The sequence below is a fragment of the Streptomyces pyxinicus genome (genome assembly GCF_024753135.1).
GTDB lineage: Bacteria > Actinomycetota > Actinomycetes > Streptomycetales > Streptomycetaceae > Streptomyces > Streptomyces pyxinicus.
Window position 1 is genome coordinate 430,165 of the sequence record NZ_JANUGP010000001.1, and the last position, 15,983, is coordinate 446,147.

12 protein-coding genes are annotated in these 15,983 nt (G+C 74.3%); 2 read left to right on the top strand and 10 right to left on the bottom strand.

The window, feature by feature from the left end:
- Positions 1 to 84 precede the first annotated feature (84 nt).
- A complete protein-coding gene (locus NX794_RS01865) occupies positions 85 to 1,041 on the top strand; it encodes an LLM class F420-dependent oxidoreductase (RefSeq protein ID WP_258776235.1) in 957 nt (318 codons plus the stop codon).
- Between the two features lie 241 nt (positions 1,042 to 1,282).
- A complete protein-coding gene (locus NX794_RS01875) occupies positions 1,283 to 1,630 on the top strand; it encodes a VOC family protein (protein WP_258776236.1) in 348 nt (115 codons plus the stop codon).
- A gap of 4 nt (positions 1,631 to 1,634) precedes the next feature.
- Here the strand turns inward: NX794_RS01875 and NX794_RS01880 are convergent, their stop codons facing one another.
- From NX794_RS01880 to NX794_RS01925, 10 genes are all read right to left on the bottom strand, one after another.
- Positions 1,635 to 3,587 carry a DUF5107 domain-containing protein gene (locus NX794_RS01880; protein WP_258776237.1) on the bottom strand — a complete coding sequence of 651 codons (1,953 nt, stop codon included), beginning with the start codon at positions 3,585 to 3,587 and terminating at the stop codon, positions 1,635 to 1,637.
- An 84-nt stretch (positions 3,588 to 3,671) separates the two neighbouring features.
- The gene (locus tag NX794_RS01885; protein ID WP_258776238.1) at positions 3,672 to 4,223 is read right to left on the bottom strand and encodes a GNAT family N-acetyltransferase; all 552 of its coding nucleotides are present in this window, start codon (positions 4,221 to 4,223) and stop codon (positions 3,672 to 3,674) included.
- Positions 4,224 to 4,256: 33 nt separating this feature from the next.
- Entirely contained in the window at positions 4,257 to 5,180 is a 924-nt protein-coding gene (locus NX794_RS01890; protein ID WP_258776239.1) for a S66 peptidase family protein, read from the bottom strand.
- Entirely contained in the window at positions 5,177 to 7,129 is a 1,953-nt protein-coding gene (locus NX794_RS01895) for an LpqB family beta-propeller domain-containing protein (RefSeq protein WP_428985830.1), read from the bottom strand. The genes NX794_RS01890 and NX794_RS01895 overlap by 4 nt, the downstream gene beginning before the upstream one ends.
- 16 nt (positions 7,130 to 7,145) lie before the next feature.
- Positions 7,146 to 8,450, bottom strand: a complete 1,305-nt coding sequence (locus NX794_RS01900) for a M20/M25/M40 family metallo-hydrolase (protein WP_258776241.1) — start codon at positions 8,448 to 8,450, stop codon at positions 7,146 to 7,148.
- The gene (locus tag NX794_RS01905) at positions 8,443 to 9,276 is read right to left on the bottom strand and encodes a M55 family metallopeptidase (RefSeq protein WP_258776242.1); all 834 of its coding nucleotides are present in this window, start codon (positions 9,274 to 9,276) and stop codon (positions 8,443 to 8,445) included. The genes NX794_RS01900 and NX794_RS01905 overlap by 8 nt, the downstream gene beginning before the upstream one ends.
- Positions 9,277 to 9,360: 84 nt before the next feature.
- Positions 9,361 to 10,080 (bottom strand): class I SAM-dependent methyltransferase, encoded by a 720-nt coding sequence (locus NX794_RS01910; protein WP_258776243.1) that lies wholly within the window; start codon positions 10,078 to 10,080, stop codon positions 9,361 to 9,363.
- A 98-nt stretch (positions 10,081 to 10,178) separates the two neighbouring features.
- On the bottom strand, positions 10,179 to 12,641 hold the full coding sequence (locus tag NX794_RS01915; protein ID WP_258776244.1) for a SpoIIE family protein phosphatase: 2,463 nt from the start codon (positions 12,639 to 12,641) through the stop codon (positions 10,179 to 10,181).
- A 132-nt stretch (positions 12,642 to 12,773) separates the two neighbouring features.
- Complete coding sequence (locus NX794_RS01920; RefSeq protein WP_428985831.1) at positions 12,774 to 15,230, bottom strand: MFS transporter; 2,457 nt, start codon at positions 15,228 to 15,230, stop codon at positions 12,774 to 12,776.
- A 193-nt stretch (positions 15,231 to 15,423) separates the two neighbouring features.
- The gene (locus NX794_RS01925; protein WP_258776245.1) at positions 15,424 to 15,867 is read right to left on the bottom strand and encodes an SRPBCC family protein; all 444 of its coding nucleotides are present in this window, start codon (positions 15,865 to 15,867) and stop codon (positions 15,424 to 15,426) included.
- Between the last annotated feature and the right edge of the window lie 116 nt (positions 15,868 to 15,983).

A 15,983-nucleotide genomic window follows, 5' to 3' on the forward strand; every position in this document is an offset into this window, starting at 1 on the left:
TGGCGTTTCGCCGTCGCACCCCCGGTTACCCGGCCCGCAACCGGTCGACACCGGACCCAGCAGCCCCGCGCGGAGGTGCCCTTCATGCCCGAGTACGGCTATTTCCTGGCGGCCGAGGAGCACGATCCGGCCGCCCTGGTCGAGCAGGCCCGGATGGCCGAGCAGGCCGGCTTCCAGGCGCTGTGGATCTCCGACCACTACCACCCGTGGAACGACGCGCAGGGCCAGAGCGCCTTCGTGTGGTCGGTGATCGGCGCCCTGTCGGAGGCGGTGTCGCTGCCCATCGAGACGGCGGTGACCTGTCCGACGGTGCGGATGCACCCGGCGGTGGTGGCGCAGGCGGCGGCGACCTGCGCGGTGATGACCGAGGGCCGCTTCCGGCTCGGGGTGGGCACGGGCGAGGCGCTGAACGAGCACATTCTCGGCGACCGCTGGCCCCCGACGCACGTGCGCCTGGAGATGCTGGAGGAGGCGATCCAGATCATGCGCCGGCTGTTCACCGGTGAGGAGGTCAACCACCAGGGCACGCACTACACGGTGGAGAACGCCCGCCTCTACACCGTCCCGGACGAGCCGGTGCCGATCGACGTCTCCGGATTCGGCCCCAAGGCCACCGCGCTCGCCGCCCGGGTCGGCGACGGCTACATCACGATGACACCGGACGAGGACATGGTCACCCAGTACCGCAAGGGCGGGGGCGGCGCGAAGCTGGTCAGCGGCGGGACGAAGGTCTGCTACGGCACCGACCGCGAGGAGTGCGTCCGCACGGTGCACCGGCTCTGGTACAACGAGCTGCTGCCCGGCGAGATGGGCCAGGTACTGCCCTCGCCGCGCCACTTCGAGCAGTTGCAGCCGCTGGTCGGGGAGGACATGGTGCGCGAGAACCTGGTGTGCGGGGACGACGCCGAGCAGCACGTGTCGGCGCTGCGGGCGTACGCCGACGCCGGGTTCGACCGGGTGTACGTGAACCAGATCGGCCCCGACCAGCGCGGGTTCTTCGACTTCTACCGGACGAAGGTGCTGCCGCGGCTCGACGGCTGACGGGCAGGCCTTCGGCCAGTGCCAGGCCGATGGCGAGCGCCACCGCGCCGCCCGCGTAGAGCGCGGTGGCACCGGAGGCGGCGTAGAGCGTGGCGGTGCGGTGCCGCTTGCGGGACTGCTCGCGCGGTTCGTCGCGTACCGTCTCGCGTGCCACCTGTGCCGGCTCTTCGACAAGATGCTTGTCCAGGTGTTCCAGGCGGGGCGCTGCGTCGCCCCGGGCGGTCCAACTAGGCTCCCCCGCATGGAGATTCTGGGCGCCACGCTGCGCATCTGCGTCAACGACCTCGAAGCCGCCGTCCCCTTCTACGAGCGTCTGGCGGGCGGCAGGGCGCTGCGTTTCGACCGGGGCGGCGTCCAGGTCGCCGCGATCGGCTCCTTCCTGCTGATGAGCGGTCCGGAGGCGGAACTGGAGATCCTGCGCAAGGTGACGGCGACGATCGCGGTGCGGGACGTGGACGAGGCGCACGGGCTGCTGGCGGAGCTGGGCGCGCGGATCGTCGCGGGGCCGCTGGCGACGCCCGCCGGCCGCAACCTGCTGGCGATGCATCCGGACGGGACCGTCTTCGAGTACGTGGACCAGCGCGCCTGACCGGTCAGGACGTGCCCGGCCGCATCCGGAAGTCGTAGCGGGCGGGCAGGGGCTCGTCGGTGAGGCGGGCCCACAGCCGATCGATCACGTCCGCGCCCTCCCTCAGGTCGGCGACCTCGAAGCCCGCGTCGAAGACGGCGCGGGCCTCCTCGGCCCGGCCCTCGGCGAGCAGCAGCTCGGCCTCCAGCAGCCGGAACCGGCCGCGCTGCCGGACGGCGGGCAGCAGCCGGTCCCACACCTGCCGCGCCGCCGGTGTCCGGCGGGCGCGCAGCAGCGCCTCCAGGGTCTCCCGGCCGAGCGCGGCCACGGCGGCCGTCCAGGTCTCGCCGTCGTCGCGCCGCTCCCGGCACAGGTCGTCGAAGGCGTCCGCGTACCGTTCGGCGGCCCGCTCGTGGTGGCCGGACTCCTGGTCGGCGACGGCCAGGCAGCGCAGCAGCGGCCACAGGGAGGGCGCGAGCGGCAGGGCGCGTTCCCAGCTGCGGACGGCCTGCGCCCGGTCGCCGGCGTGCCACTGGGCGATGCCGAGGTGGTACTCGGTGCCCGGGGTGGCCGGGGCGGTCTCCAGCATGTCCCGCCAGTGTGGGGCGACCAGGGTCTCGCCGGGCGGCCGTACCCGGCGCGGCTCGGGCAGCGTGCCGGTGCGCAGCAGTTCGCGCCAGGGTTCCTGCGGCTCGCCGAGGGTGCTCTCCGGAAAGGGCGTGCCGGGCAGCTTCCCGCCGGTGCGCAGGAGTTCGAGAGCGCCCCAGCCGGAGCCGGTGGCCAGCGTCTCGCCGGGTTCGGCGTCGGCGTACGGCCGCCAGGCGGCGTGGGCCGCCTCGACCCGGGCCCGGGGCAGTACGGCGGCCAGCCGGTCCTCGGCGCCCTGGACGACCCGGGTCCACTCGCCCTCGCGGGGCGCGTCGAGCGGGCCGTACGCCTCCAGCCAGGTCAGCTCGCTCCCGGCGGCCAGTGGGACATGTTCGAGCTGGGTGCGGGCGAGCCCGGCCTGGATCTCGCAGTAGCCGCCGGTGCCCGGTTCGGTCAGCCACCGCTGCCAGCGCCGGCCGCCGGGAGCGCTGCCCCACACGAAGAGCTTGCGGCCGCGCAGCGCGTCGGTGGAGGTCTGCACGAGCCCGTGCCCGTCGGCGTCCAGCGCGGCGATCCAGCGGCGGCGCTCGTCGGGCACCTCGTAGAAGTAGTCGGCGGGGTAGGGGTTGTCGAGGGGCCGGGTGCGGTCGACGCCGTCGTAGGCGGGGACCGGGACGCGGCGCAGGGTGCGGTCGTAGCCGAAGTGCCAGGCCTCCTCGGCGGGGACGAGGACGCGGACGTCCTCGGGGACCGCGATGTTGGACCACCAGTAGGTGGCGGCGGGCCGCTCGTGCGGGTTGCGGACGCGGACGCCGACGTACAGGAAGTCGGAGCCGTCCGGCAGCCAGAGGTCGACCTGGAAGGGCAGGTCGCGCAGCCGCTCCCACTCCCACAGGCGCAGCATCTCGGTGCCGTCCGGGGCGGGGACCCGGGCGGCGTGCAGGGGTGCGCAGGACAGGGTGGTGTGTCCGGTGGCGCCGATGTTCCATTCGACGCCGCCGGAGAACCAGGCGCCGTTGAGGGCGAAGTCGGCGGGCTGGAACACCGGGTTGCGGTAGAGCAGTTCGCGTCCGGTGGGCAGGTGGACCAGGGAGACGATCCGGCCGCCGAGCCCGGGCAGCACGGTGGCGCGCAGCCGGTCGTTCTCGATCACCAGCGCGTCGAACGCGCGGGGTGCGCGGGTTCTGCCGTAGCCGTCGCGGACGCGTACCGGCAGCAGGCCGCGCAGCGGCTCGTGGCCGAGCTGCCGGGCCATGTCGCGGGGCAGGTCGCGCGGGTCCCGGTGGTCGACGCGGTGCGCCTCGTCGAGCGGGCGCAGCGGGGGCAGCGGGTTGTCGGGTCCCAACGGGGCGGCGGGCAGGGTCAGTACCTCACGGCGGATGCTCGTCACCCGACCATGGAACCCGGGGGCACGGGACTCGGCCAGGGGAGCTGCCGGTCAGGATTGCGCAAAGGCGGTCCGGGCGGGCCCGGTTCAGGTGCCGGGGCGCATCTCGGCGGTGAGCGCCCAGCGTTCGTGGTCGCGCCAGGCGCCGTCGACATGGAGCATGGCCGGTGAGAAGCCCTCCCGCCGGAACCCCGCGCCCCGGGCGAGGGCGAGGGAGGCAGTGTTGCCCGGCTGGACGTTGATCTCCAGCCGGTGCAGCCCGAGCGGTCCGAAGGCGTGGCCGATCACCAGGTCCAGGCCCTCGCGCATGAGCCCGCGCCCGGCGGCGTGCGCGAAGGCGCCGTAGCCGAGGGCCCCGCACAGGAAGGCGCCCCGCACGATGTTGTTGATGTTGATGAACCCGGCGATGTCCCCGTCCGGCCGCTCGCACACCAGGAAGCCGGCCCGGGCGGGGTCCTCGATCAGCCGGCCGGCGTAGGCGGCGTAGGCCTGCTCGGTGTCCGGAGGGAACAGCCAGGGCCGGTGCAGGTCCTTGCTCTCCCGGGCCCGCGCGGCGAACTCGGGGCCGTCCTCCAGGGTGAAGGGGCGCAGCGCGACCCGGGGACCCTCGGCCAGGTGGTGGGGCGTGTGGTGCGGCATCCGGCCACCCTACGACGCCCCGGGCCCGGCGGGTCAGCGCAGCGCCGGGCGGTCCAGGGTCAACGTGCCCGCGTCCGCGTCGAGTTCGGCGGCCACTCCGAAGGGCACGGTGAGCGCCCCCGCGCAGTGCCCGAACCCGAAGTCCGCCGCCACCGGAACGCCGAGCGGCCCGAGCCGTTCGGCCAGCAGCGGGCGCAGCTCGTCGGCGGGCGGGCACTGCTCCCACGAGCCGAGCAGCACCCCGCGCACCCCCTGGAGCCAGCCGGCGCGCAGCAGTTGGGTGAGGTAGCGGTCCAGCCGGTAGGTCTCCTCCCCCACGTCTTCCAGGCAGAGCAGTCCGCCGGCGGCGCCGGTGCGGGCGCCCGGGGTGCCGAGGTCGGCGGCGAGCAGGGAGAGGCAGCCGCCGAGGGTCGTGCCGCGGGCCGTGCCGGGGACCAGCGCGGTGCCGCCGGAGGTGAGGGTGCGCACCGTCTCCGGGGCGAAGAGGGTGGCCCGCAGGTGCTCCTGCGCCCGGGCGCTCTTGACGAAGTCGATGCCGGCCGCCATCGGCCCGTGCAGGGTGACCAGCCCGAGGCGGACGGCGAAGGCCTCGTGCAGGGTGGTGATGTCGCTGAAGCCGACGAAGACCTTCGGGCCGGCCGCCCGCATCGCCTCCCAGTCGAGCAGGTCGGCGACGCGCTGGGCGCCGTACCCGCCCCGGGCGCACAGCACCGCGTCCACGGCCGGGTCGCACCAGGCGGCCTGGAGGTCGGCCGCGCGGTCGGTGTCCGTGCCCGCCAGGTAGGGGAACCGCGGGTGCCGGTCCAGCACATGGGGGGCGACGACCGGGTCCAGGTCCCAGCCGCGCAGCACGTCCAGACCCGCCTGGAGGCGTTCCTCGGGCACCGGGCCGCTGGGCGCGACGACGGCCACCCGGGCGCCCGGGGCCAGGCGCTCCGGGCGGGTCAGCTCCGTCACGGACGCAGCTCCAGTCGCGGCACACCGGGCACGTCCAGGCCGAACACCTGGGCGTACAGGGACAGTTCGGCCTCCAGGGCACGGACCATCGTGTCGGCCCGGCGGAACCCGTGGCCCTCGCCGGCGAAGGTGAGGTAGGCGTGCGGCACGCCCCGGCCCTGGATCCGGGCGAGGAAGCGCTCGCACTGGGCGGGCGGGCAGATGACGTCGTCCAGGCCCTGGAGCAGCAGGAACGGCGCGGTGAGCCGGTCGGCGTGGGTGACCGGGGAGCGTTCGGCGTACCGGGCGGGCACCTCGTCGTACGGGCCGATCAGGGACTCCAGGTAGCGGGACTCGAAGTCGTGGGTCTCCCCCGGGCCCCAGGCGGTCAGGTCGAGCACCGGGTAGCGGATGGTGCCGCAGGCGTACAGGTCGGTGGCGGTCAGGGACGCGGCGGTGGTCCAGCCGCCCGCGCTGCCGCCCCGGACGGCCAGCCGGGCCGGGTCGGCGGTGCCCTCGTCGGCGAGGGCGCGGGCGACGGCCGCGCAGTCCTCCACGTCGACCACGCCCCACTGCTCGCGCAGCCGCTCCCGGTAGGCGCGCCCGTACCCGGTGGAGCCGCCGTAGTTCACCTCGGCGACGCCGATGCCCCGGGAGGTGAAGTAGGCGATCTCCAGGTCGAGGACGAGCGGCACCCGGCTGGTGGGGCCGCCGTGCGCCCAGATGACGTAGGGCGGCAACTCGCCGTCCAGCGGGGCGCGTTCGGGGTGGTGCGGCGGATAGACGTGGGCGTGCACCTCGCGGCCGTCGGGCCCGGCGATCACCCGGATCTGCGGCTCCGGGTAGTAGGCGGGGTCGACCGGGTCCCGGTGCCGGGCGCCGACGGCGCGGGCCCGGCCGGCCCGGGTGTCCAGCTCGACCACCTCGGGCGCGGTGCGCGGGCTGGCACCGACCGCGACGACCCGTTCGCCGTGCACCGCGAGGGTGCCGGCGAACTCCGTCCACGGCCCGGCGGCGTCCACCACCTCGCCGGACTCGGGGTCGAGTATGCCGAGCAGCATCGAGCCCCGGCCGTGCACGACCGCTATCAGGCCGTTGTCCAGCGGGGCGAACCAGCCGAGGCCCAGCTTCCACAGCGGCCCGGCGAACTCCTCCTCGCGGGTGCACAGCGGGCTGCCGTCCCGGTACAGGTTCCACCAGCCGCCGCGGTCGCCGGCGTACAGCAGCCGGCCGTCGCGGGACCACTCGGCCTGCGCGACGGACTCCTCGGGGCCGCCCGCCACCGTGCGCGGCTCGCGCAGCGTGCCGTCGTCACCGACCTCGGCGACGAGCAGCTCGGTGCCGTCCCAGGGCATCCGGGGATGGTCCCAGGCCAGCCAGGCGGCCCGCCGCCCGTCGGGCGAGAGCCGGGCGCCGGTGACGAACCGGTGCCGCTCCGGGGCGAGTTCGCGTACCGCCGAGCGGTCGTCGGCGGCCGACCCGTCCAGGGGTACGGCGGCCAGGACGCGCCGCACGTCGTCCGCGCCCTCCCCGGTGAACTCCTCCAGCACGCACCACACCTCGCCGCGGCCGAGGTCGATCCGCGGCTCGGCCCAGCGCAGCCCGTCGCCCACCGCCGAGACGGGGGTCAGCGGGACGGGCTCGGCGCCCGGCTCGTACCGGTACAGCCGCTGGTCGGCGAAGTGCGCGAACACCACCAGTGGCGCGCCCTCGCGCAGCACGCCGTGCCAGGGCCGGCCGCCGTACTCGACGACCCGGCTGCGCGCGTTCCACGGCTCGGGCAGCACCGACTCCTCGGTGCCGTCGGCCGTGCGGCGCACCAGCGCCCGCCGGCCGCCCTCGGCCGGGCGCGGCTCGGTCCACCACACCTCGTCCCCGACGAACCCCACCCACTCCGGCTGCCCGTCGTGCGCGGCGGCCAGCGCCGCGTCGATGGGCGACGGCCAGGATCCGTACGCCGACTTTCGCACCTCTCCCCCCACCCTTCTACGCCGTCCGCAGGAAGCGGTCGAGCACCCTGACGCCGAAGTGCAGCGCCTCGACGGGCACCCGCTCGTCGACGCCGTGGAACAGCGCCTGGTAGTCGAGCCCCTCGGGCAGCTTCAACGGAGCGAAACCGTATCCGGTGATGCCCAGCCGCGAGAACTGTTTGGCGTCCGTGCCGCCCGACAGGCAGTACGGCACCACGTGCCCCTCGGGCGCGAACTCCTCGACGGCGGCCCGCATCCGGGCGTACGTCGGGGAGTCAAGCGGCGCTTGAAGAGCCACCTCGTGGTGCGCGAACTCCCAGCTCACGTCCGGTCCGGTCAGCTCGTCGAGGGTGGCGCGGAACTCGTCCTCGCAGCCCGCCAGATAGCGTCCGTCCACGTAGGCGACCGCCTCGCCCGGGATCACGTTCAGCTTGTAACCGGCGTCCAGCATCGTCGGGTTGGCGCTATTGCGGATGGTCGCCTCGACCAACCGGGCGGCGGGGCCGAGCTTGTCCAGCAGCCGGTCCACGTTCCGGAAGTCGGGCTCGATGCCGTACAGCGCGGCGAGTTCGGTGAGGGCGGCCCGCACGGTCGGGGTGAGCCGGAGCGGCCACTCGTGCTGGCCGATGCGGGTGACGGCGGCGGCGAGCCGGGTCACCGCGTTCTCCCGGTTCACCTTGGAGCCGTGCCCGGCCCGGCCGCGCGCGGTCAGCTTCAGCCAGCCGGTGCCCCGCTCCCCCGCCGCGATGGGGTAGAGCTGCCGGCCGGCGCCGTCGTGGAAGGTGAAGGCCCCGGACTCGCTCACGCCCTCGGTGCAGCCCTCGAACAGCTCGGGGTGCCGGTCGGCGAGGAACCCGGAGCCGTCCTCGGCACTGGCCTCCTCGTCGGCGGTGAACGCGATCACCAGGTCCCGCCGGGGCCGCACCCCCTGCCGGGCCCAGGACCGGACGACGGCGAGGATCATCGCGTCCATGTTCTTCATGTCGACGGCGCCCCGCCCCCACACGACCCCGTCCCGGACCTCGCCCGAGAACGGGTGCACGCTCCAGTCGGCGGCCTCGGCGGGCACCACGTCGAGATGACCGTGCACGAGCAGCGCGTCGGCGGCCGGGTCGGTGCCCTCGATCCGGGCGACGACGTTGGTACGGCCCGGGGTCCGCTCCAGCATCAGCGGCTCCAGGCCGGCCCCGGCCAGCCGCTCGGCCGCGTACTCGGCGGCCGGCCGCTCCCGGCAGTCCCCGCCGCCCCGGTTGGTGGTGTCCAGCCGGATGAGGCCGGAGGTGAACTCCACGACCTCGTCCAGGGCCTGGTGGTCAGCCATACTGCTCCTCCACGGCGGCAGAGACGATCGTGGTGACCGCCTTGAACGTCCTGATCCCCTCGTACATGGTCGGGCTGGTGTACGCCACCTTCCGCTCGCCGGTCCGGGCGACCCCGGGCACGACGGTGGCCGCCATCGCCAGGTGCGCGGCGTCGAACTCGACGGCGACGGTGTGCGGCCCGGCCTCGGCCGGCCGGTGCCGCACCGCGAGCCGGGCGGCCTCCTCGGCGGCGGCGCGGATCTCGGCGGCGGTCCGGGCGGGGGTGCGGCACACCGCCGCGTACCGCGACACATGGTCCTTGACGGCGACTTTCAGCGCCTCCGGGGCGTAACCGAGGGCGTCCTCGCAGGCCAGGTCGTCCCCGGTGACGAGGACGACGGGGACGCCGTACTCGGCGACGACCCGCGCGTTGAGCAGCCCCTCGCTGGCCGGGACGTCGTCGAGCCACACGCCGGTGATCTGGTTGGCGAGGTAGGTGTGGGCGAGCACGCCCGCCATCCCCGCGCCCGCGTGGTAGCCGAGGAACGCGATCCCGTCGACGTCCCCGTGCTGCACGCCCTCGACCATGGACAGGTGCTTGTGCCGGCCGGTGAGCATCTCGGCCCGTTCGTCCAGCCGCTCCAGGAGCAGGTTGCGCATGGTCCAGTGGGCCTCGTTGACGAGCACCTCGTCGGCGCCGCCGGCGAAGAAGCCCTGGACGGCGGCGTTCACGTCCGAGGTGAACAGTGCCCGGCACCGCTCCCACTGCGGCGTCCCCGGCAGCACGTCGGCGGGCCAGGTGACACCCGTGGCCCCCTCCATGTCGGCACTGATGAGGATCTTCATGCTGCGTCACGTTACGCGCCGCCGGGCGCCCAGGCTACGACCCCGGGCGCCCGGTGCGACGTACCGCGTTTCCCGGCCCGGTGGCTACCCGGCGGTCAGGACGAACCAGCGGGCCGGCAGGTCGATGCGGGTCCCGTCCGTCAGGTGTTCGGTCTGGGGCAGCACCGTCTCGCCGGTGTCGAGGGTCTTCAGGCCCGCCTCGGCGAGCAGCCGGGGGACCTCGTCGTCGGCGGCGTCGGCCGGTTTGAGGTGGTGGTCGAAGACGCGCTGGAGCTTGGGCGGCGGGCCGGCCGGCTCGGCGGCGGCGCGCCCGAGCACGTCCCGGGAGGCGGAGGTCAGCTCCACCACGAAGGCCCGGCCCTCGGTGCCGATGAGCCGGGCGACGGCGGCGGCCACGGCGGGGCGCGCGGCGGGCTCGCTCTGGTGGATGACCGCCCGCATGTAGACGTGCGTGTCGCCGAGGCGGTCGTGCAGGGCCCGTACGGCGTCGGCGTCGGTGAGGTCGAGCTGCCGGAACTCGACGGTGCCGTCCGCCCCGGCGCGCCGGGCGTGCTCGACGGCCGCGTGCGAGAGGTCGACGCCGACGGCACGGGCGAACCTGGTGGCGAGGTAGCGGGTCTGGGTGCCGTTGCCGCAGCCGAGGTCGACGATGGTGCGGTCCGGGTCGGCGTGCGGCAGGAGCAGTTCGCTGTGCGGTCCGGCGGCCAGCGAGGGGTCGGAGTCCCAGATCGCCTCCCCCGTCGCGTCGGAGGTCCCGCTCCAGTAACTTTCCCAGTTCTCGCGGTAGTTGTCCGAGACGTTCATGCGCTCTCCCCACGGTCGGTTCCGTGATCGGGATATCGCGGCGGCGGGCAGGTGGGCAAGAGGCGGGAACGACCTTTACCGGGAGTACGAGCGGGTGCTCAGCGCGGCCGGTCGTGCTCCGGGGTGATCGCCTGCTCGAACCAGACCGTCTTGCGGTGTCCGGCCGCGCTGGCGCCCCACTCCCGGGCCAGCCGGCTCACCACGCGCAGGCCACGGCCCGTCTCGTCGTACGGCCCGGCCGCGACCATGGTCGGCAGGGTGGGTTCGGCGTCGGTGACCTCGAAGAGGAGGGCGTCGGTGCGGACCACCCGCAGGCCGATCCGGTCGCCCTCGGCGTGCTGCACGGCGTTGGTGACGACCTCGCTGACCAGCAGCTCGGCCGTCTCCACGGACTGCGGCAGGCCCCATTCGCGCAGCCGCTCGCGGACCAGGCGGCGGGCCCGGGGCACCTCGCCCGGGTCGGCGACCAGGTGCCAGGCGGCGACGTGCTCGTCCGGGATGCCGTTCAGGCGGGCCATGAGCAGGGCGACGTCGTCCTTGCGGCCGCCATGGGTGTTGAGGGCGCGGATGATCGTGTCGCAGGCGTCGTCCATCGAGGCGGCCGGGTGCGCGGCGGACTCGCACAGCGCGGCCAGGCCCTCGCCGATGTCGGAGCCACGCACCTCGACCAGGCCGTCGGTGCACAGCACCAGCCGGTCGCCGGGCGCCACCTTGACGCGGGTGGCCTCGAAGGTGACGCCGCCGACGCCGATGGGCGCGCCGGTGGGCAGGTCGAGGAGTTCGCTGCCGCCGTCCTCGGCGCGGACCAGCACGGGCGGGATGTGGCCGGCGTTGGCGAGCGTCACCTCGCCGCGGATCGGGTCGTAGACGGCGTACAGACAGGTGGCGAGGTAGGTGTCGCCGAGCCGGCGGGCCAGGTCGTCCAGGTTGCGCAGCAGTTGGGCGGGCGGGGTCTCCATGGTGGCCATGGTCTGCACGGCGGTGCGCAACTGGCCCATCATCGCGGCCGAGTTGAGACCGTGGCCCATGACGTCGCCGACCACCAGGGCGGTGCGGGAGCCGGGCAGCTTGATGGTGTCGAACCAGTCGCCGCCGATCCGGCCGAGCCGCGTGCCGGGCAGGTAGCGGGTGGCCACGTCACAGCCGGGCAGCCGCGGCGTCACCTGCGGCAGCATGCTGTCCTGGAGGGTGTCGGCGACGTTCTCCTGGTAGGTGTACATACGGGCGTTGTCGAGCACGAGGCCCGCGCGGGCGGCGAGTTCGGCGCCGGTGGTGCGGTCCATGCCGTCGAACGCCGACCGGTCGGGGCGGCGCATCAGCACCATGAAGCCGAGGACGACGTTGCGCGCCTTGAGCGGCACGATCAGCAGGGACCGGCCGCCGATGAGGGGGCGCAGGTCGCGCTTCTCGAACTGGCCGGAGATGCGCTCGGACAACTCCTCGGTGACCTTCGGGACGAGCACCGGCTCGCCCGTGACCATGCACTGGTAGAAGGGCGTGTGCTCGGGGAAGGCGAAGGCCTCGCCGACCGGCACGGTGTCGTCCCAGCGCCCGGGTTCGTCGTTGTGCTCGACCCACACCCGGAACATCACGGTGCTGGCGTCGGGCGGGCCGTCCGGGAAGCCCTCGCCGGCCAGGACGGCGGCGCGCAGGTGGGTGCCGGCGAAGTCCGCGAACCGGGGCACGGCGGCGCTGGTGACCTCGCGGATGGTCTCGCCGAGGTCCAGGGAGGAGCCGATGCCGGAGCTGACCTCGTTGAGGAACTCCAGCCGCTCGCGCACGGCCGCGTACTCCAGCTCCAGTTCGGCGCCGGCGGGCACCGGGAGGACGGCCCGCTCCAGGGGTACGGCGGCCTCGGCGCGGACGCGTCCGGGGCGGCGGGGCACGCCCCAGTACGGGGTCACGGGCACCCGGTCGAACTGGCTGAACTCCAGGACTGGATAGCCCAGTTCGAGGATCTGGGAGACGATGCGGCCGCTGAGCCCGGGGCCCATGCTGGGCAGGATCTCCGGGAGCCGCCGGGCGAGTTCGTCGGAGGCGGGCAGTTCGGTGTGGCGGGCGAAGCCGGGCGAGACGCGCTCGGCGGTCTCGTCGTCGTACCCCCGCTCGTCGCGCAGCCGGGTGGCGTCGGCGGCCAGCACGAGCAGCCGGGAGGGGCCGGGTCCGACCAGCGGGTAGGCCCACCACAGCACGTCGAGCCGCTCGCCGTCCGGGTCCCGCCGGTCCGGGTCGAGCCGGGCGCGGCCCGCGGTCGCGTACCCGGTGCCGCCGCCGAGGGAGGCTTCGAGGTCGGGGCCGAGGCCGTCGGACCCCGCGCCGGTGTCCGGCGCGGGCTCGGCGTGCGGTTCCTCGGGCAGGGCGCCGGAGACCGGCAGCAGGTCGCCCGCGGGCCGGCCGACGGCGGCGTCCCGGTCGACGCCGAAGAGCCGCCGCGCGCCGCTGCTCCAGTGGGACACCAGGCCGTCCCGGTCCACGACGATCACGGCCAGCGGGATCCGGCCCGCCGCGGCGTCGCCCGTGCCGCGCTCGGGAGACGTGTCCCGCTCGCCGCCACCGTCCATGGCCCAGGCCCTCTCTCCCCACGGCTGTGCGCAAACGATCTGTGCCCCCGTGACCACGGTACGGGGACGGCCGGTGACGATGTGCCGCAATCCTGGAATTGCCCGCACGTGATCGCACCGGCCGGCGCCGCCTCAGTCCTCGTGGCCCAGTTGCAGGTCCCGCTCGGTCCGGCCGCCGCCCGCGACCTGCAACACCGTGGCGACCGGCGGGTATCCGGCCGCGATGACGGTGTACTCACCGGAGGACAGATCGACGAACCGGAACGTTCCGTCGGGTCCGGTGGTGAGGGTGTCGACGACGTTGCCGGCGGCGTCGAGGAGCGTGACCCGGGCGTCCTCCACCGCGCGTCCGCCGCTCGCCCGGACGGTGCCCCGCAGCACGGCGCCGCCCGCAAGCTCGACGTCCTGCCGGGTCTCCCGGGAGGCCTGCACGGTGACCGGCAGGGCGGCGGGCCGGAAGGCGGGGGCGCTGGCGGCGAGGGTGTACTCGCCGGCGACCAGCTCGCTGATCACGTAGCCGCCCTCGCGCCCGCTGCGGGTGGTGGCGACGACCTCGCCGTGCACGTTGGTGAGGGTGACGGTGGCGTCCCTGACCGGGCTGCCGTCGGCGGTCAGGACGCTGCCCGCGAGGCGTCCGGCGCCGCCGAGGACGACGTCGAGCTCCACGGGACGTTCGCCGACGGTGACGGAGACGGCCTGCGGCTGGTGCCCGCCGGCGGCGGCGATGAGGACGTACGCCCCGGAGCCGGGCGTGCTGAGCGCGTACCGTCCGTCCTCGCCGCTGGCGCCCCGGCCGACCTGCTGTCCGGCGACGTCGATGAGGGTGAGCGCCGCGCGCGGCACCACGGTGCCGTCCGGGTGCTGGACGGTGCCGCAGACCGGGATGCCGGCCGGGTGCGGCTGCCGGGCGGTGGGGATGGGGGCGCCGTTCAGGGTCCCCGGGTCGGTTTCGGCGGTGTGGTGGGACACCAGTGGTTTCTCCTTGAGGAAGAAGGCGATGAGCAGGCCGAGGGCGAGCACCGGGACGAGATAGAGGAAGATCCGGGGCATCGCGTCGGCGTAGGCGCGGATGTAGGCGTCGCGCAGGGCCGGGGGCAGCGCGTGGACGAGCCCCGGGGTGAGGGAGTCGGCGTCGGGGAGTCCGGCGCCGGCGCGCGGGGGCAGTTCGTCGCGCAGGGAGTCGGCGAGCCGGTCGGCGAAGAGGGTGCCGAAGACGGCGGCGCCGACGCTGCCGCCGATCTGCCGGAAGTAGTTGTTGGCGCTGGTGGCGGTGCCGAGGTCGGCGGGGCGCACGGAGTTCTGCACGGCGAGGACCAGGACGGGCATCACCAGGCCGATGCCGGCGCCGAGGACAGCCATCCAGACGCTGTAGTGCAGGCGGGGGGTGTCGGTCTCCAGGCGGGACAGCAGCCACATGCCGAGGGTGGAGACGGCGCCGCCGAGCACGGGGAAGACCTTGTAGCGGCCGGTGCGGCTGATGAGCTGGCCGCCGATGATCGAGGCGCCGACGATCCCGGCCATCATGGGCAGCATCAGCAGCCCCGACTCGGTGGCGCTGGCGCCGTCGACCATCTGGAGGAAGGTGGGCAGATAGCTGGCCGCGCCGAACAGGGCGACGCCGATCACGAGGCCCACCAGGCCGCTGACGTTGAAGACCGAGTCGCGGAACAGCCGGAGCGGGATGAGGGGTTCGGCGGCGAAGCGCTCGGCGACCAGGAACAGGGCGACGGCGGCGACCGCGCCGGCTCCGAGTCCGAGGATCTGCCGGGAGCCCCAGGCGTACTCGGTGCCGCCCCAACTGGTCAGCAGGACCAGGCAGGTGGAGGCGGCGGCGAGCAGCAGCGCGCCGGGCACGTCGAGCCGTCCCCGGGTGGCGGGCTTGGGCAGTTCGAGCACGACGGCGACGACGGCGAGGGTGACCAGGCCGAAGGGGACGTTGACGTAGAAGCACCAGCGCCAGGAGAGGTGGTCGGTGAAATAGCCGCCGAGCAGCGGTCCGGCGACGGAGGCGAGGCCGAAGGCGGCGCCGATCAGGCCCATGTACCGGCCGCGTTCGCGGGGCGGCACGATGTCGGCGATGATCGCCTGGACGCCGATCATGAGGCCGCCCGCGCCGACGCCCTGGACCGCGCGGAAGGCGATCAGCTGGTCCATGGTGCCGGCCCGGCCGGCGAGCGCGGAGCCGACCACGAAGACGGCGATGGCGAACTGGAAGACGCCCTTGCGGCCGAAGAGGTCGCCGAGCTTGCCGTACAGGGGCAGGCCGATGGTGGAGGTCAGCAGATAGGCGGTGATCGCCCAGGACATCTTGTCCAGGCCGTGCAGCTCGCCGACGATCTTCGGCAGCGCGGTGGCGACGATCATCTGGTCGAGCGCCGCGAGCAGCAGGGCGAGCATCAGCCCGACGAACACCAACCGCACGCGGCGCGGCGCGAGTTCGGCGGCGCTCGGGGGCGCCGGGGGCGGGGGCATCGGGGGCGGGGGTGCCGCCGCGTCCCGGACCGGTTCGCCCGCCTCGGTCCGGCCGGTCTCCTCCCCCGTGACCGGTGTCGTCACCGGTTCGTCCTGCACCAGAGTCGTGCCGCCCACGTACCGCTCCTCTCGTCACACCTGTCACATTTCCCGCGCAAGGCGGCAACTGCGAACAACTGCGGCGAGTTACGGCACGGCCAGAGATCGGGCGGAGATCCACCCGAACCGGTGAAGGGCTCAACGCCCTTTCACCGGTGGGTGCTTGGGCCCCGGTTCACCGGCGGGTGCTTGGGCCCGGTGAGGGGCTGGCCTACTTCTCGACCTCGGCGGCGAGGTTGGCGAGCACGGCGTCGTAGATCCGGCCGAGCCCCTTGGGGGCGAACGTCTTCTCGAAGAAGCCGCCGATGCCGCCGGCGCCGTTCCAGGTGGTGGTGACGACGACCCGGGACCTCCCCTCGCCGGCCGGCGTGACGCGCCAGGTGGTGACCATGGAGGAGTTGCGGTCCTTCTCGACCAGCTCGCCCCGGGTGGGCTCGCTCACCTCCAGCAGGCAGTCGCGCACCCGCTTGCTGGTCGCCTGGAGCTTCCAGTGCACGAGGGTGCCCGCGCCCTCGCCGCCCTCGCGCACCTCGTACTCGCTGAAGTGCTCGGGCAGCAGCTTCTGCCGGGTGCCGCGGTAGTCGGCGAGGGCGTCGAACACCTTCTCCGCGTCCGCCGCGACGACCCGCTCCGTAGTGGCCTCGACCTGCGCCATTGCGTTCCTCCAGGACCTGGTTGCTCGGGGTTGGGGAAAGCCAACCACCCCGGCGCCCGGCCGCCCAAATCGGGGTCCGCACGATCATGGGAACAGATGTTCTATTCTGTGCCGCA